Annotated in this window: 17 protein-coding genes; 6 read left to right on the forward strand and 11 right to left on the reverse strand. The window is 39.0% G+C overall.

Annotated features, from left to right (window positions below):
* Positions 1-201: 201 nt before the first annotated feature.
* From H5S39_RS05520 to H5S39_RS05540, 5 genes are all read left to right on the forward strand, one after another.
* Positions 202-1,122, forward strand: a complete 921-nt coding sequence (locus H5S39_RS05520; protein ID WP_182596361.1) for an RluA family pseudouridine synthase — start codon at positions 202-204, stop codon at positions 1,120-1,122.
* A gap of 17 nt (positions 1,123-1,139) precedes the next feature.
* A complete protein-coding gene (locus H5S39_RS05525; protein WP_182596100.1) occupies positions 1,140-1,907 on the forward strand; it encodes a MeeY/MeeF family manganese export membrane protein in 768 nt (255 codons plus the stop codon).
* Positions 1,897-2,214 (forward strand): thioredoxin, encoded by a 318-nt coding sequence (gene trxA, locus H5S39_RS05530; RefSeq protein ID WP_182596101.1) that lies wholly within the window; start codon positions 1,897-1,899, stop codon positions 2,212-2,214. Before H5S39_RS05525 ends, trxA begins: the two co-directional genes overlap by 11 nt.
* A complete protein-coding gene (locus tag H5S39_RS05535) occupies positions 2,207-2,554 on the forward strand; it encodes a KxYKxGKxW signal peptide domain-containing protein (RefSeq protein WP_182599958.1) in 348 nt (115 codons plus the stop codon). The genes trxA and H5S39_RS05535 overlap by 8 nt, the downstream gene beginning before the upstream one ends.
* A gap of 73 nt (positions 2,555-2,627) precedes the next feature.
* Positions 2,628-7,778: a mucin-binding protein gene (locus tag H5S39_RS05540; RefSeq protein ID WP_182596103.1), complete on the forward strand. Its 5,151-nt coding sequence runs from the start codon at positions 2,628-2,630 to the stop codon at positions 7,776-7,778.
* A gap of 41 nt (positions 7,779-7,819) precedes the next feature.
* Here the strand turns inward: H5S39_RS05540 and H5S39_RS05545 are convergent, their stop codons facing one another.
* From H5S39_RS05545 to H5S39_RS05595, 11 genes are all read right to left on the reverse strand, one after another.
* Positions 7,820-9,154 carry an MATE family efflux transporter gene (locus H5S39_RS05545; protein WP_182596104.1) on the reverse strand — a complete coding sequence of 445 codons (1,335 nt, stop codon included), beginning with the start codon at positions 9,152-9,154 and terminating at the stop codon, positions 7,820-7,822.
* 107 nt (positions 9,155-9,261) lie between these two features.
* Positions 9,262-9,603, reverse strand: coding sequence for an ArsR/SmtB family transcription factor (locus tag H5S39_RS05550; RefSeq protein WP_182596105.1), 342 nt, complete (start codon positions 9,601-9,603; stop codon positions 9,262-9,264).
* Positions 9,604-9,635: 32 nt separating this feature from the next.
* Entirely contained in the window at positions 9,636-10,199 is a 564-nt protein-coding gene (locus H5S39_RS05555) for a cadmium resistance transporter (RefSeq protein WP_182596362.1), read from the reverse strand.
* Positions 10,200-10,265: 66 nt separating this feature from the next.
* Positions 10,266-11,030, reverse strand: coding sequence for an ABC transporter ATP-binding protein (locus tag H5S39_RS05560; RefSeq protein ID WP_182596106.1), 765 nt, complete (start codon positions 11,028-11,030; stop codon positions 10,266-10,268).
* The gene (locus H5S39_RS05565) at positions 11,023-11,922 is read right to left on the reverse strand and encodes an ABC transporter permease (RefSeq protein ID WP_182596107.1); all 900 of its coding nucleotides are present in this window, start codon (positions 11,920-11,922) and stop codon (positions 11,023-11,025) included. The genes H5S39_RS05560 and H5S39_RS05565 overlap by 8 nt, the downstream gene beginning before the upstream one ends.
* On the reverse strand, positions 11,919-12,914 hold the full coding sequence (trpX, locus tag H5S39_RS05570; protein WP_182596108.1) for a tryptophan ABC transporter substrate-binding protein: 996 nt from the start codon (positions 12,912-12,914) through the stop codon (positions 11,919-11,921). The genes H5S39_RS05565 and trpX overlap by 4 nt, the downstream gene beginning before the upstream one ends.
* Before the next feature lie 368 nt (positions 12,915-13,282).
* Positions 13,283-14,314, reverse strand: a complete 1,032-nt coding sequence (locus H5S39_RS05575) for a C40 family peptidase (protein WP_182596109.1) — start codon at positions 14,312-14,314, stop codon at positions 13,283-13,285.
* A gap of 170 nt (positions 14,315-14,484) precedes the next feature.
* Positions 14,485-14,979, reverse strand: coding sequence for a cysteine hydrolase family protein (locus tag H5S39_RS05580; RefSeq protein ID WP_182596363.1), 495 nt, complete (start codon positions 14,977-14,979; stop codon positions 14,485-14,487).
* Positions 14,980-15,051: 72 nt separating this feature from the next.
* Positions 15,052-15,207, reverse strand: coding sequence for a DUF3278 domain-containing protein (locus tag H5S39_RS05585; RefSeq protein ID WP_182596110.1), 156 nt, complete (start codon positions 15,205-15,207; stop codon positions 15,052-15,054).
* Complete coding sequence (locus H5S39_RS05590; protein ID WP_182596111.1) at positions 15,191-15,400, reverse strand: helix-turn-helix transcriptional regulator; 210 nt, start codon at positions 15,398-15,400, stop codon at positions 15,191-15,193. The genes H5S39_RS05585 and H5S39_RS05590 overlap by 17 nt, the downstream gene beginning before the upstream one ends.
* Before the next feature lie 133 nt (positions 15,401-15,533).
* Positions 15,534-16,154, reverse strand: a complete 621-nt coding sequence (locus H5S39_RS05595) for a helix-turn-helix domain-containing protein (protein WP_182596112.1) — start codon at positions 16,152-16,154, stop codon at positions 15,534-15,536.
* Positions 16,155-16,364: 210 nt separating this feature from the next.
* On the opposite strand from H5S39_RS05595, the gene H5S39_RS05600 reads away from it, so the two are divergent.
* Positions 16,365-17,906: an ABC-F family ATP-binding cassette domain-containing protein gene (locus tag H5S39_RS05600; RefSeq protein WP_182596113.1), complete on the forward strand. Its 1,542-nt coding sequence runs from the start codon at positions 16,365-16,367 to the stop codon at positions 17,904-17,906.
* Positions 17,907-17,930: the final 24 nt, after the last annotated feature.

Below are 17,930 nucleotides of genomic sequence, written 5' to 3' on the forward strand. Positions count from 1 at the left end.
GACACACTAAAGGCTACTGGTCTTTTCTTTTTTTGTAAATAAGTAAAATTGGTCTACAAAAAAAGATCTTCATGACCAGATGAATTATTCATCCAACCTATGAAAATCTTACACTAACAATAAAAAAATAACTGAATATTTCCTGAGAAATAACGTAAAATAAAATCTATTAGCAATAATGTAATGAATGAAGGTGAAAAAATGCCGTTTCGCTGGCAATTTGAAGAAGTTTTGGGCAAGGGACAACAAGAAGTTTCATTACGGTCGCTTTTGCATGAACAATGGTTGCTTCCCAATCGATTAATTCATTACCTAAGAATACGACAAAATATCGAAGTTAATGGTCAGTATTACTCTATGAATCGGTTAGTTTGCAAAGGAGATAGTATTAAATTTGGCTTTATAGGCGATGAGATTCGAACTCCCGATGCTAATGATTACATTCCAACTGCTAAGCCGCACCTAGAAATCTTATATGAAAATCGGGATTTATTGGTGGTGAATAAGCCACAGGGGCAGAAAACACATCCTAACTATCACGGAGAAAAAGGAACATTAATGAATGATGTTGCAGGTTATTTAGCTGGCTCTAGTGGTGGTGCCTATATGGTTCACCGAATTGATCTTCAAACGAGCGGGGCAGTTATCGTTGCCAAAAATCCGATTGTTGTGCCAATTCTCAATCGTCTAATTAGTGATGGCAAAATTCATCGCAGTTATCTTGCAGTGGTCGAAGGAAAAGTTACAGGTAAAGGACAGATGAATTGGCCAATTGGTAAAGATCCATTGAACTCGCATCTTCATCAGGTTAATGGCCTTAATGCCCAACCAGCATTAACTTACTACCAAAGTTTGGCTAGTAATGGTCGCTATTCATTATTAAGCTTGCAACTAGCAACGGGGAGAACTCATCAATTACGAGTTCATTTAGCTTATAGCGGGCATCCGATTGTCGGGGACCCGCTCTACAACCCAGCGTCCCAAGAAAAAATGCTCTTACATGGGGTAGCGCAAAAGTTGGTATTGCCATTTGTAATGAAATCTTTAAATATTACTGCGCCGTTACCGTCCTATTTTAAAGATTATTTGGTAAAATATAATTTAGCTAAGAAGCAATCTTAAATAAGGGAGGACATTAATTGTCACTTTTAGAAAAGTTGTATGGACCGTTTTTTGATCCACATAACTGGGCAACAGTTATTACGTCAGGACAGGATTGGTTGATCATTCTTTCGTTAGTAATGATTGAATGTTTACTTTCGGTTGATAATGCTGTTGTTTTAGCAGCTCAGACACGAGTTTTACCGACCTTAAAGGAACAAGAGGAATCACTCTTCTATGGGATCTGGGGTTCGTACTTGTTTCGGTTTTTAATTATTGGTGTCGGTGTTTACCTAATCAATTTTTGGGAAATCAAAGTCGTTGGGGCTGCTTACTTAATTTACCTTGTCTACCGTTACTTTCATAATAAATTCTTTGGCAAACGAGCGATGCGTAAAACGCGGGCTGGTAAGACAAAACTGACCGGGCGGAAATTGTTTTGGATGGTTGTCTTACAAATTGAATTTATGGATATTATCTTTTCAATTGACTCCGTTTTAGCATCTTTAGCAGTTTCTGAAAATCCGGTGATTGTATTAATTGGTGGTTTAATTGGGATTGCATGTATGCGCGGAATTGCAGAGGTTATTATGAAGCTGATGCGCAAAGTTCCAGAGTTGGAGCCAATGGCGTATATTCTGATTTTTGTAATCGCCATTAAGCTGTTCTTAACGATTCCGGCAATTGATATTGAGATTCCATCAGGGATTTTCGGTAGCTTTATCTTGCTTGTTTTTGCGGTAACGATTATCATACACTTTATGCGGAGATCACGAAAAAAGAGGGTAGATAGAGATGGCAATTGACGCAACACCTGCGAGCTTTGATGATGTTATACAAGGACCGTTAACGATTGTTGATTTTTGGGCACCATGGTGTGGACCATGTAAAATGATGGAACCAGCGATGGAAAAGCTCGAACAACGATTTGGTGATAAGATAAAATTTGTCAAAATGAATGTTGATGGCAACCAAGAAATTGCTCAACAATATAAAGTAATGAGTGTGCCAAGCCTTGTCCTATTCCGTGATGGCGTGGCAAAAGAAAAGGTGACCGGCTATTATCCAGAAGCAAAGTTGGCACACTATTTTGAACGAAAAATAAATGAATAATTATGTTAAAGCTGCATTCGAAATGAGTGCAGCTTTTTTATTTCTTAAATATATTAATAATTTGCTTATAAAATTTAGAAATAGTTTAAATAAACTCCCTATTTTTATCACCATTGTGTTTCCGCTTTCATCTATAATTGAAATAGTTAAAAACCATACAAAAAGGAGACGACAAATGGAAAGAAAACAACACTACAAGCTATACAAGTCGGGGAAACTTTGGATGACAGCATTAATTTCTGCTGGTGTTTTATGGGGCAGCCAACAGGCCATCCATGCTGATACTACAGTAAATAACGAAAATAATGTGGGGGGGGGTAGTCACTTCCCAGGCGAGTAGTCTGAGTGACACAGAAGTAACTATTTCATCCACCGCGACACAAAATGGTGTTGCAGTAAATCCTGAGAATCAATTGAGTGAAAATTCACAAGCGGAAAATGAAGCAAATGTACAATCAGCACAATTGACTAGTCAGGGAGTCGCTGAAAGTAGTGCTGTACAAAGTGTAACAGCTACTAATGATTCAGCCGTAAGTCAGTCTGCTGAACCAGCAGTTACAAGTACGGCATCACAAGAAAGTACAACCAATGCACCAGCTGCGGTAGCGACATTTACGCAGCCTCAGGTCGACTCAACAATTACGGTGAGTAATCCAGCTAATTATCCAACCGAGGCTGCAAAATTAGTTGATAAAAATGCACAGGGACAGCCGTATTACATTTATCAAATTGTTAAATTAGACGGGACAAAAATTAACGGTAAAGATGCACACCTGATTTTATCCGTTGATACTGCTGATCCTCAGGGGGCAAATTACCTTTACGTAACAGATACTTCCTATGAGAGGTACTACCAAAAGTATGTCGTGAAGCCAAATGAATATGTCGATGTAACAGTTAGCAGCAATGGTTCTGCAATTAAGAATCCAAAGTCTACGCAAATTTATCGGGTATCCAACACTGCCGCATACACATTAGAATTTAATGGCAAGAAGATTACTGTCCCTGCGTCAGTATCAATCAAGGTTGATAAAGCTGCGGGGTCAACACTACGGGTAAGTCCGGTCTATGGTTTGGGAAACCAGAATGTTACTAAATACACTGATAAAGTTGATATTTCCCCCGAAAATAATGCACCAGCAATTGAATACATTTATCTTGACAAAGATGGCAACTACATTACTAGTTCTAAGTTACCAGCCAATGTACCGGTTAATGGAATTACAGGTCAAGGCTTTGTAATAACAAATGTAGATAATTATAAACAGGTTGTTGATGGCTATTACCTTACTAATAATCAAGGAAGTTTAGCTAATACTGCTAATGGATCTTACCAAGGTTCAATTTCGCAGTTCCAAATTGGTCAATACTACCAAAAGACACTTTACAATTGGGATCGGACGGTTTCACAAACGTTAATATATGAGTTGATTGATCCCCAAGGAACAATGAATATTTCACTTTTACGCCCGGGCAAAAAGGCAGAGACAGTGACTGTACCGGTTAATGAAGTAAAAACATTTAGCAATGGAACATTAGCACGTAATCCATTTGTTCCGGGTGCTAATTCGGTTCAATTAATTTATGCGGACTTAGGAAAGATAATCCCAGTAGATCAAAACGGTAATCCAATTGCAGGTGCTGATCAGCCAACCTACAATAATGACCCTAATGATCCACATAAGGCAGGAGCAACTAAAGCCCCTGATTTAACAGCTTTAGGGTGGGTATTAGTAGATCCAAATCAGGCGACTATCAACCCAGTAAATCCGGGAAGCGATACTAAGGTTCAGTACCGAAGAGTAGTCATTAATACGACAACACAAACAGTGACTCAGACGGTTCAATATCAATATGCAGATGGAAAAACAGAAGGTCGTCCAGAACTACCAAAGGATAATGTGCAGTCAGTAGAATTCGTGAATACAGTCATTACAAACCCAGTAACAGGAGATGTTATTTCTGATACTTGGACACCAGCTAAGCAGTTTTCAGCAGTTTCTTCACCAGAAATTGCAGGCTTTTGGGCTGATGCTAAGGTGGTGGGTGGTAATACAAACGTTACACAAGATACGCCAAGTATAAATTATGTTGTATCGTATATTGGACCACAAGAGAGTACCGAGAATAAGACTGTTACCCAAACTGTTCGTTACGAATATGAAGATGGGGTAACAGAGGGTCGTCCAGAATTACCGCAAGCAAACGTCCAGACATTAACGTTTACGGCAAACATCCAGCGGAATCCAGAGACTGGCGAAATCATTAGTACTACTTGGTCGCCAGGACAAAACTTTACGTTAGTTGGTACGCCATCAATTAAGGGATACTACTCTAGTGCCGCTAGCGCAGGTAGCACTAGTTTAGTTACTCATGAAAGTGGTAATACGGAATATGTAGTTAAATATGCAGCTCCTGAATCAGTTACGGAAAATAAGGTCATCACGCAAACTATCCATTACCAATATGCAGACGGAAATCTGCAGGGACGGCCAGAATTGCCAAAAGACAATGTCCAATACATTACGTTTACCCAGACCACTTTTATTAATCCATTTACTGGTGACGTAGTAGGATTCAATTGGACACCGACTAATAGCCAGTTTACAGTAGTCCAGACACCAAAGATTGACGGCTTCTTTGCTGACCTTTCTGTTGCTGGTAGTGCAGATTTAATGTTACCGAATGATGCTGATACCTACTATGTTGTGAACTATGCTGCACCAGTTAGCCAAATAGTCGAAAGCAAGGATGTTACTCAGACGATTCACTACGAATACGTAGATGGGCAAACAGCTGGTCGGCCAACGCTTCCACAGACTGATACGCAAAAGTTAGTATTTAACCGGATAATCGTTACTAATCCATTTACGAAGGAAGTGATATCAGATACTTGGAGTCCAGCGCAAAACTTTACGGCATTAGCTACTCCAGAAATTAATGGCTATTACTATAACTTAGCGCTAGCTGGTAGTAATGACGCGGTAACCCATGAAAGTGCTGATACGGAATATACTGTAAAATACGCTCCAGCTAGTGTAGCAACGGAAAATAAGACGGTAACACAGACCGTTAAATATGAGTATGCAGATGGTGTGACAAGCGGCCGGCCAACCTTGCCAGCGAATAATGTCCAAACATTGACATTTACTAACACGATCACTATTAATCCATTTACGAATGAGGTAATATCAGATACTTGGAGTCCGGCGCAGAAATTTAGTCAAGTAAGTACACCAACAATTGATGGTTATTATTATGACCAGGCACAAGTCGGCAGTACAGTGATGATAACTCATGAAAGTGGAGACATTGAATATGTTGTTAAATATGCGTCTGCAAAAGTGACGAATGAAAGTAAGTATGTTACTCAGGTGATTCGTTATCATTACGCAAATGGAGTAAATGGGGATCCCACATTATTACCATCAGATAACGTACAACGGTTAGAGTTTATCAGAACAATTTTAACCAACCCATTTACAAATGAGGTAATATCAGATACTTGGAGTCCAGCACAGAAATTTAGTCAAGTAAGTACACCAACAATTGATGGTTACTACTACGATCAAGCGCAGGCTGGTAATACGGCAGCGGTAACTCATGATAGTCCAGACCAAGTCTATGACGTATATTACCTCGCACCTGATACGACAACTGAAACTAAAAATATTTCACAAACTATTCGTTATGAATATGCGGACGGCGTGACGAGTGGCCGCCCAACCTTACCGGCAAATAATGTTCAAACACTGACATTTACGCAAACAATTGTACGAAATCCGGTTACTGGCGAAATAGTTTCAAGTACATGGACACCAGCTCAAAGTTTCAGTATCGTTAGCACTCCAGTTATTGATAATTACTACTTTGACTTGGCACAAGCTGGTAGTAATCAAGCGGTAACACATGAGAATGCTAATACAGAGTATGTCGTAAAATATGCGCCAGCCCAGTCGAGTACTGAAGATAAGAAAGTTACCCAGGTTGTTAAATATGAGTATGCAGATGGTGTGACGAGTGGTCGGCCAACCTTGCCAGCGAATAATGTTCAAACGCTGACATTCACACAGACAACGCTAACCAACCCGTTCACAGGTGAAGTGCTTTCAAGTACATGGAGTCCAGCACAAAGATTTGATATGGTAAACACGCCAAAATTAGATGGTTATTACTATGACCAAGCACAGGCCGGTAGTACAGTGATGATAACCCATGAAAGTGGAAATACAGAATATATCGTAAAATACGCGCCAGCTAGTGTAGCAACAGATAATAAGACGGTAACACAGACCGTTAAATATGAGTATGCAGATGGTGTGACAAGTGGTCGGCCAACCTTACCAGCGAATAATGTCCAAACATTGACGTTCACGCAGACGACGCTAACTAACCCGTTCACAGGCGAAGTGCTTTCGAGTACGTGGAGTCCAGCACAAAGATTTGATATGGTAAATACACCAACATTAGCAGGTTACTACTACGATCAAGCACAAGCTGGTAGTCTGGACTTAGTAAACCACGATAATGGGAATATAGAGTACGTAGTCAAATACGCTCCGGCAAAAGTAGTAACAGAAGATAAAAAGATAAATCAGACAATCCGTTATGAATACGCGGATGGTGTGACAAGTGGTCGGCCAACCTTACCAGTGAATAATGTTCAAACATTGACATTTACGCAGACAACGTTAGTTAACCCATTTACTGGTGAAGTACTTTCGAGTACGTGGAGTCCAGCGCAAAACTTTGAAATAGTAAATACGCCCAAATTAGATGGTTATTACTATGACCAAGCACAAGCCGGCAGTACAGTGGCAATCACTCATGACAGTGATAATATTGATTACGTTGTAAAATATGCTGCACCAAAGGTAACAACAGAGACTGAAAAGGTAACGCAAAATATTAAGTATGAATATGATGATGGCGTTACAGATGGTCGACCAGAGTTGCCAAAGGATAATACAATTACAGTCGACTTTACTCATACCGTGGTAACAAATCCATGGACTGGTGAAGTTATTGAGGATAAGTGGAGCCCTGATAAGACGATTGACAAAATCAAGAGTCCGGAAATTGAAGGATTCCACCCTGATCAAGACAGTATTCCAGAGATTACAATTTCACACACTAGTAAAGACATTGATTATGTTGTGAAATATATCAAGGATGAAGTACCAGTACACCCAGAACCTGATGACACTGATTTAGAAAAACCAACAACACCGATTACGCCAGAACAGCCAGTAAATCCTGAACAATCGGTACACCCAGTAGCACCTGTTCCAGAAATTTCAGAGTCAAAAGAAGTGGTTGACCAGGAATTACCTGCTGTGCCAGCAACATTGATGGCTACTACCCATGAAAATGATGTTGCGCCAATAACAGTTAATGTTGATTCTAATAACGAATTAGTTGAAACCCCAGTAGAGAAAGCTCAAGCGGAGAATAAAGAACTTCCGCAAACTGGTGAAAAGGACACAACTGCGATTATCGGTTTAGGATTAGTTGTAGGATGGATGGGATTACTAGGCTTAGGCAAACGCAAATCTAAGAATTAAAGAAAAAGCTGCATTCGAAAATGAGTGCAGCTTTTTTGATGTTAGTGTCTATTTTTATCGAAATGTGGTCGGTATAGCCAGTAAAAGATCAAAGCCAAAATAAATGTAAGACAGTCCGCAACCGCTTGTGCAGCAACGATTCCGGTATAACCAAATAGTTTAGCAAGAATACTGATAGTTACTCCAAAGATAAGGCCTTGGCGGCAGAATGATAGCCAAAATGCTGGTGTGGCCTTTCCCATTGACTGGAACATGGTGGTAAAGACAAGAATTATTCCCGCAAGAGTTGTTGAGATAGATAGCCACCGCAGCATTAATGCACCTTCTGTCACAATTCTAGGATCACTCATAAAGATGCGAATTACATGTGGAGCAAATATAAAAAGAATGATTGTAAGGATAATTGCAAGACTCGCAACAACTTGAATATCAAACTTAACTACTTTATTAAACCGCTGTTCATCTTTAGCTCCGTAGACATAGCCAATTAGTGGTTGAGCGCCAAAGGCAAAACCAACCATAATCATATTAATAATCATGTTTGCCTTCATTGCAATTCCCATCGCAGCGACACTGTCTGCGCCATAAGCAATTAAGTAACGGTTGGTCATGGCCACCGCAAATGTTGCCATGATATTAGTAACCGAAGCAGGAATACCAATTGCATAAATCTCAAATTGAAGTTTCCAACTAATTTTAGTTTCATGAATTGAAGTTGATAGTTTCTGACTCTTTGTGCGAAGATAGTAAACCATTAAAATATCGCCAATTACAGTACTTGTGACTGTGGCAAGGGCCGAACCGGCAGCGCCAAGTCCACAAGTAAAAATGAAAATTGGATTTAAAACAATGTTAATGCCAGTACCGACCATACTTGCAATCATTGACTGTACAGCCAGACCTTCTGTTCGCAAAATATTAGTTGGGGAAAGGCCAAAAATAACAAAGGTAGCACCCCACGCAATTACAAGGTAGTATTCACGAGCATATTTCCAGGTTGAAGGAGAAGCACCGAGTAAATGAAGGATTGGGTTCTGAAAAATGACCATAATTGCGGTTACGATTACTCCGCAGATAATCGGGGCATAAAAACAGTAGCCGCTAACAAGGCGTGCTAATTTATCACGTTGTTCCCCGAATAACCGTGAGATGACAGAACTACCACCGAGACCAAAAATATCACCGAGGGCAATCATCAGGGTAAAAATAGGTGCTCCTTGAGATACTCCGGCGACTAAGTCAGGATTTCCTGTTTTAGCAACGAAAAATGTATCGACCATGTTATAGATAAGAGTTACCGCCATACTGAGGACGACTGGTAATGCAAGGGTAAAATACGCCCGCTTTATTGAGGTGTGTTCAAATAACTCATTCATTGATTAACGCTCCTTTTGACAATCTTGCCTATTATACACTACTTAATTAGGACTTTGTAAGAACAGAAAAAAATACTGGTGGTGCCTAATTAGATCACGAGCCAGTATTATCTTATTCGCGTATATAAATTTTGGGGATGCGGTTCACCCTTAATTTCGTGTTTAACATGATTTAACATGTCGTCAATCATTTCAACTACGTGGGGGTCATCGAGCGAGTAAAAGACGCGGGTACCTTCTTTATGTCGACAGACTAGCTGATAGCGGTAGAGAATTCCTAGTTGTTTTGAAATAATTGGCTGGGCTAGTTGAAGGTCATTAACCATTGATTTGACGTCAATTTCATGTTCTTGGTGGCGGAGATAATATAAAATCTTAATCCGGGTACTATTACTTAAAACCTTATAAATTTTTGCTGCTTCATCAATTAATTGCTGTGTTGAAGCCATTGATAGTCATCCTTTGGTTATTTTTAAGTTTATTATACCATTTTGATTAGGTGAGAAATTAGCCCACTATCCCAGAAAACGTACAAGCCAACGCCAATGTAAATTAACTTCATCAGGTGTTCGCTGTACCGTTTCATTAGTTGCTTAACGAATGGTAAATTACCAATTGCATTAATTATTAGGACACTAATAATTGACAGGCCAGCGACGAAGATGAGTGCCTGAATAAATTGATAAAAGGTGAGGGTAGTTAGAATCGGTAGAAAAATTGATAAGTTGCAGCCAGCGCATACAGCAAGGTAAGTAATAAAAGTCGTTAGGATTGGACCATATTTTTGACCTTGACCAGGTTGCTCATCATTATCGTGTAAGGCCATATATATTGGCAAAATTCCGAGCATGCCCAGGATCCATTCCGGTAAGAATAGTGCAAGCGTCTTTCCTAATAAAAAGCTAATAGTTACGAGTATCAGTAGTGCACATAAGTAGCCAGTAATGATACTCGTAACGTTATAACGGTTGAGTAGGCACAAAAGGATAAAGAAAAAGTCTAAGTTAACGGCAATAAAGGTCACAAAAATAATCCACCAGTTCATCATAAATGCTCCTTATATATCATTTTCGATATGTTTAAAATATATCAAAAATGGTATATAGTCAAGCTAGCCTTCAAAATAAGTGTAAAGCTTCTCAGCGGTGAGTTGCTCCTTTTCAGCAGTATTAAAGTCTGCTTTGATTTCACCATCTTTAAGCACGATAAGCCGGTTGCCGTAAGTCAAAGCATCTTCAAGGTTGTGGGTGATCATGAGGGCGGTTAGGTGGTCCCTAGTGATTCGCTCATTAGTTGCGTGGAGAAGGTTTAAGCTTGTATGGGGATCTAGAGCAGCCGTGTGCTCATCTAGTAGTAATACATCTGGACGTTTTAAGGTCGCCATTAAAAAGCTTAAAGCCTGACGTTGCCCACCAGATAATGCACCGGTAGCAGTATTCATCCGGTTTTCAAGACCGTTATTCATTGTTGCAGCAAGCTTAGTAAAGCGTTCCATATTGCTCTTTAATTTACGGGGAATAAGGTAGCGCCGTTCACCACGCTTTGTAGCCAGTAACATATTTTCGGCGACGGTCATTCGGGCAGCTGTTCCAAGTTTAGGATCTTGAAAAACACGAGCTAGGAAAGCGGTTCGCTGTTCTTCGGTTGTTTTGGTAATATCATGACCATTATGCAAAATAGTTCCACTATCGGCATGGAGATTTCCGCCAATGACATTGAAAAGAGTAGATTTACCGGCACCATTTGTCCCAACGATAGTGATAAAGTCACCTTCATTAATCTTAAGGTTAAGACCTTTGAGAATCGTTGTTTCGTTGGAAGTCCCTTTATTAACAATAGTCTTGATATTTTTAAGTTCTAAGATTGGTTTATTCATGTGGTCGGACTCCCTTCAAAATTGGCTTTTTGAGATGAATACGTTCTTCTAATTGTGGTAGCATCATGCAGATTGCCAGGACAACTGACGAGATGAGGTTAAGGTCGTTAGCTGAGAAGCCAAGCTGGAGAACCGCCAGGAGAATAATGCGGTAAATAATACTACCGAGGGTAACTGCCACTAGTCGCTGGTTCAATGTTAATTCGCCAAAGGCAACTTCGCCAATGATAATTGAGGCAAGGGCGATAACGATCGTTCCAATTCCCATATTAATATCAGCGTAACCATTATTCTGAGCAATTAATGCTCCGCAAAGCCCAACCATTCCGTTTGAAACCATTAAACCAATGATAACCATTGTATCAGTGTGGATACCTAGCGATTTAGCCATTGTTGGGTTATCGCCAGTTGCAATGAATGCCTGACCATAGTCGGTTGCAAGAAAGAAAATGAGCAGAATTGTTACAATTGCAATCGTAACAATTCCGATAAAGATTCCATCGAAGTATTGCGGGAGACTACGCATGAAGGAGCCACTAAATAATGTCTGTTGACCTAATAAAGAAACATTCGATTTACCCATAATTCGTAAGTTGACGGAGTAAGCAGCGGTCATCGTTAGAATTCCCGCTAATAAGCTTGGAATTTTTCCTTTTGTATAAAGCAGTCCGGTGATTAAACCGGCAACCATCCCTGCGCCAACGGCAATTAGGGTCGCTAAGAAAGGATCAATACCATGAGAAATCGCAGCAACGGCACTTGCAGCTCCAAGAGGAAAGGTTCCTTCAACCGTCATATCAGCAAAGTCGAGAATTCTAAAAGTTAGGTAAAGGCCAAGGCCAAGGAGTGCCCATAATAGTCCTTGACCAATTGAGGAAACGATTAAATTCATTTGTATACTTCTCCTTTCGTTTCAGCTTCTTTTTCAAATTGCGATGGAATATGGAGACCCAGCTTTCTTGCTTGTTTGATGTTAAGGACGGGAGTTCCATGTTTCATATATTGAATAGGGGTATCAGCGGGCTTATCCTTTCCTTTAAGGATAGCAACAGTCATTTTAGCACCTTGCACACCAAGTGCTCGTTGGTTAATACTGTAAGTTGCGACACCGCCTTGTTTAACCATAGTATCGGTAGCGGGGAAGACAGGTTTATTGGCAGCATTAGCGTTTTTAACAAGGGTTTGCATCGCTCCAGCAATTGTATTATCAGTAGGAACGATCACTGCATCAACTTGACTAAGCATTTGTTCTGATACTTGGTTTAAGTCGTTACTGTTGGCAATAGAATAGGATTTTAAGTCAATATGCATCTTTTGACATTCTTGCTTGATCTGATGGTAGCCGGCGACAGCTGAGGCATCGCTTGAAGTGTAAATTACGCCAAGTGTCTTCATTTGTGGCATGAATTGTTTGATTAGGTCAAGCTGTTCATGAATGGGAGCTTGGTCAGAAACACCAGTAATATTTCCTCCAGGATGGCGATTATTTTTAACTAGTCCTGCTGCTTTAGGATCAGTAACTGCACCTAAGACAATTGGTGTTTTTGATGTAGAGTTAGCTAGTGCTTGGGCAGCTGGCGTTGTGATTCCGAAAAGAATCGTAGAATCATCATTCACTAATTTGGATGCCATCGTCTTTAGATTACTCTGATCACCATTAGCATTTTGGTATTCGATTTTGATATTTTTTCCATTATGGTAACCTTCATTGGCAAGCTCATCGATATACCCTTTATAAATTTCATCTAATGCTGGATGGTGCATTAAGGTTAGTACGCCCACTTTAGGAACTTTTTGTTTACTTACCATTCCATTATTTTCTTTGAAGAATGCAAAACAAAGAAAGGCGACAATAATTGCAATTAAACCGTACATTCTTTTCATAAAATATCACCTCACAAAATAATAAAAAAAGAGAGCCCACTCTACGGACCCTCGTTTTTTAAGGCAAAATAAAAGTCCGCATGTGGATCCATGCGGACTGAAATGAACATCAAACTCAGCCGGCACAGATGCAATCTGTCTTTTCAGGTCGCATCTATGACGAAACAACCTGAATCACCGGCTTTGCCAACGAGTATTAACGTTAATAGTTTGATATGTGTTCATTATACTTACTCCCTACACAATTAATTGTTGTTAAGTATAGCGAATGAATATTAAGCTGTCAATATAATTATTAAAATTTGCTAAGAAAAAAGAGTGAGACAGGGAAAACTTCCCCATTTCACTCAATGAATAAACATATACTCTTAGTTCATGCTAATGTAGAAACTAGGAGTGTAGTAGTTAATGTTACCATTTTGTACGTTTTGTCCCGGTGCTGGAGCTTGGATGTAGCTGCCATTACCGGTAGCAATTGCAACGTGGTAAGGTGCACTATCTGGTCCCCAGAAGTAAAGGTCACCGCTTTGGGCATTTTGAATATCATACTTGTGAGTACCAAGGTTAGTTTGTTGGTAAGTAGTCCGGTAGTTTGAACCAAGACCGTATGAGTATTGTACTAAACCAGAGCAGTCAAATCCGTCAGGTTGGTTACCGCCCCAAACATATGGAGTACCAAGTTGTGCTTGGGCAGTTGCAACAGCTGATGAAGTTGAACCGTTGCCTTGACCTGCAGCTGCTTGAGTAGCAGGGGTTGCAGATACAGCAGCAGTACTTTGAACAGTAGTGTTGCTTTGTGGTGTTGCAACAGCTTCAACCGCAGCATAAGTAGTTTGCGTAGGGGTAGCAGTAGTGTTGGCAGCCACGGTAGTAACACTGTTGTTATTGTTTGCAACATTTGCACTGGTTTGAGCAACATTAATAGTAGCAGAAGCAGTGCTTACTTGAGCAGGTGCTTGAGAAGCAACATTACTTTGGGCAACGGTGCTGTTAGCAGATGTAGCCGAAACAGCAGTCATTGGTTGTGCTTGGTCAGCAATGTTACTTGCATTCGTGATTGAAGCAACGGGAGCAGTAGAAGCACCAGTTGTTTCGGTAGTTTGAACCGCAGCCTGACTAGCAGTAGCGTTATCAGCTGCAGTTGGTGTTGCAACATTAGCAACAGCTGCAGCGGTGCTAATAGCAGAAGTTGGGATAACTAATTGTTGACCAACGTAGATTACGTTTGGGTCAGCCAATTGGTTAGCTGTTGAGATTGAGTCAATAGTAGTTGAGTACTGTTGAGCAAAATTCCAAACAGTGTCTCCAGATTGTACTTGAACTTGAGTGTCAGCACTTGCATTGTTAGCAACGGCTAATGCACCAGCAGCACCTAAAGCAGCAACAAGAACTTTTGACATAATTTTTTTCTTAGCGATAATTATTCACTCCTGAATTTATTTGTTTTTGATGTTATATGCATTTTGTGCACTCTTTTACTATATGATGATATTGTGAAGAAGATATGAAAAATCCCTTAAGGTAGATAATGTTACAAAATTGTTAAGTTGCTGTAATCATTTGAAGGAATTTAAATAAATGAAAGAAATCTCTTATTCCAGATATTTTCGAAAAAATTAATAGTATTTTTAGCTGTCATGTATTTATTATCAAAAGTACTACTAGCATAGTGTTGCATTATTAACCGATAGCCTAGTCCATGAGCCATTTTAATAGTGGTGTCTATACAATATTCAGTTTGAGCCCCGCAAATTTCTAATTTATTGACACCTAAATTTGTTAAAGTTTCTTGTAAAGGTGTTTTGTAAAAAGCATTGGGATGGCTTTTACTAATTAAAATATCTGTTTTCTTATAGTTTAGGGATGGAACAAGTTTCCAAGCCTTAGAATTTTTTTGAAGTGAATTATCTTCATGCTGAATAAAGATGATGGGCAGATTATGAAATCGATAATAATCAATGCGTTTATTTGTTTTTGCTATCAGGTTTGGGTAGTTAAAGATGGTTTGATTTGGTTTGCAAACACCATTTTGTAAATCTATTACTAAAAGAGCTGACTGCATGATTGATTCTCCTTAGTTTCTAACGATTTTTGATTGTATAAGTTACTAATATAGCTGCATTGATCGTCATTAGAATCATGCATATGTAGAAAAGTAAAGTAAGTTAATTGCGTATAAAGTCATCCCAAGATTATTGCCAAGTCGATTGAGTTCGTTATGACGATATTCATCTAATGGCTTATGAATACTGTAAAACCATTTAATTATTTTGGTGCTAATTGTTTCGTTCATCCTTGTTCTCCTTCCAAAATAGGGAATTAAGGTCCGTATTTAATGCTTTAGCCAAATTAATGCAAAGATTTAATGAGGGATTATATTTACCATTCTCAATTAGATTGATAGTCTGTCGAGCTACGCTAATTTTCTGAGCTAGTTCTAACTGTGATAATCCTTGCTTTTTGCGAAATTGTTTAACCCGGTTCAAATATTAATCACATCTAATGACATATATATTTGATATTTATATTGGATACTTTACCATCGCCTAAGGTCTATGTCAATTATATATGACAGATAATTAATGAAAAACTTAAAGTATACTATAAACATTAGATTATTTATTTTTTAACCATATATTTCTGAAAAATAGCCATTAATCCAATCAATATGAACAATAAAGATTCTAGGTAGTTGTTAAGATCGTCATTACGAATGATTACCATGATTGCAATAATGGTCAATAAAAGTCCTAAAACTATTTTACCGGTTAAAGAAAATTTCTGATTAAAAAAATTGGTTCCTTTTTGTCTGTATGCTTGTTTGCTCATTCCTAAAAAGAACGGTTTTACATGCTCGCCATAAAGGATAGCTACTCCGAAAATAATCGCAAAAGAAAATATACAAAAATTAACGGTCGGAGAATTATAATCTACTAGATAATTTGTCAGCAAGAAAAACAATCCATACATTATGAAGAATAGTCCCCTAAAAATACTAAAAGCGTTATAAGCCTTTCCTTGGTCCAAATCCTTTTTTAAATTTTTGTCTCCCTTAAGTAAGAAGTCAATTGAGACTTTGTATATATCGCTAATCTTAACAAGCGTATCTAAGTCGGGATAACTTTTACCTTGTTCCCAGTTGGAAATAGTTTGCCGGGTGACATGTAGTTCCTTGGCAATTTCAGCTTGAGTAAATCCTAAGTTATTACGTTGTTCCTTGATATAGTTTCCGAATTCCATTATGGTGCTCCTATGTTTTTGGATAAGTATATGAAATTTATCAATATAAAACTAGCAAAGATTTATTGCGCCCTTGATATATCTGCAGTTGTGGGAGGTAATTGATGTGCCGGAATCTTTTCAATAAATTGAAGCTATACCCCAAAATATGATAGTATGGATAGCAGTTTTTAGCTCGTAATAAGTAAGAAAAAAGAGGAGAGAATATAAATGGCAGTATTAGATGTTGAAGGCCTGACGATGAGCTACGCCGATAAAAAGCTCTATGAAGATGCCAGCTTTCAACTAGAAAAGCATGAACATATGGGGATTGTTGGTCAAAATGGTGCGGGAAAGAGTACCTTAATCAAGATTCTCATTGGTAAAACGCTGCCGGTAGACGGTAGTATTAAGTGGCAAAAGGGGGTCAAAATTGGTTACTTGGACCAGTATGTTGATATTCCAGCTGGAATGACACTGATTGACTTCCTCCACACTGCATTTTCTGAATTGTATCGTCTTAATGACCAGATGAATCAGTTATACTCAGACTATGCGGAAAAGATGGATGATGAAATGCTTACCAAGGCTGGTCGAATTCAAGAAAAACTCGATGCTAATAATTTTTATGAAATTGAAACTCAAGTAGAACGAGTAATGAATGGATTAGGTCTAACCGATATTGGCAAAGATCATATTGTCTCCCAAATGAGTGGTGGGCAACGTTCTAAGATTATTCTTGCTAAGATGCTACTAGAGAATCCAGATGTTATCTTACTGGATGAACCGACAAACTACCTTGATACAGCGCATATTGAATGGTTAATTGATTACCTTAATGATTTTGATGGTGCTGCGATGATTATTTCGCATGATTATGATTTCCTTGAACAGGTTACCAATACAATTTGTGATGTGTCGTTCGGTAAGATTACCAAGTACCGGGGAAGTTTCCAGCAAGCAATGCGGCAAAAAGAGGAACGAAAAGAAGCGCAAGAACGCGAATATGAAAAGCAACAGATTGTCATTGAAAAGGCGCAACGCTTTATTCGCAAAAATAAAGCGGGTTCTAAATCGACAATGGCTAAATCACGTGAAAAAATGCTTGCGCGGATGAAGAAGATTGATCCGCCAGAAGATAACTTAAAAGCAACGTTCCATTTTCCGTATGAAAATACTGGCTCTGCAAATGCCTTGCGGGTTGAAAAATTATCTGTGGGATATAATCGTCCACTACTAGCACCAGTTACCTTTTCAATGACGATGGGTGAAAAATTACTGTTTACTGGCTTTAACGGGGTTGGAAAATCAACCTTAATTAAGTCAATTTTAAAGAAGATCCCAGCACTTAGCGGAACAGCAACATTTTCTCCTTCTGCCCGCATCAACTATTTTGATCAAGATTTAGAATGGGATGACCCGAGTCTGACCCCCTTACAGACAATCCAAAATATGTTTCCAACAATGCAGCCGCGAACAATTCGGACAAAATTAGCTCGTGCAGGAATTAATGCTGCTAATACGATGAAAGAGATGAATCTTTTGTCAGGGGGAGAACAGACCAAGGTTAAATTGGCGATTCTAGAATTAACGCCATGTAATTTCTTGATTATGGATGAACCGACTAACCACTTAGATGATGAGACAAAGGAAGGGTTGAAGAAAGCTCTTCAAGATTTCCCGGGAAATTTAATTTTGGTTAGTCATGAACAAGGCTTTTTTGAAGGTTGGCTCGACAAGATCCTTAATGTAGAGAAGCTTAGTTTGAAGTAAGACTATTTTAAATATCTATGAGAC

Origin of the sequence: Limosilactobacillus rudii (assembly GCF_014145455.1) — a bacterium.
GTDB classification, from domain to species: Bacteria; Bacillota; Bacilli; order Lactobacillales; family Lactobacillaceae; genus Limosilactobacillus; species Limosilactobacillus rudii.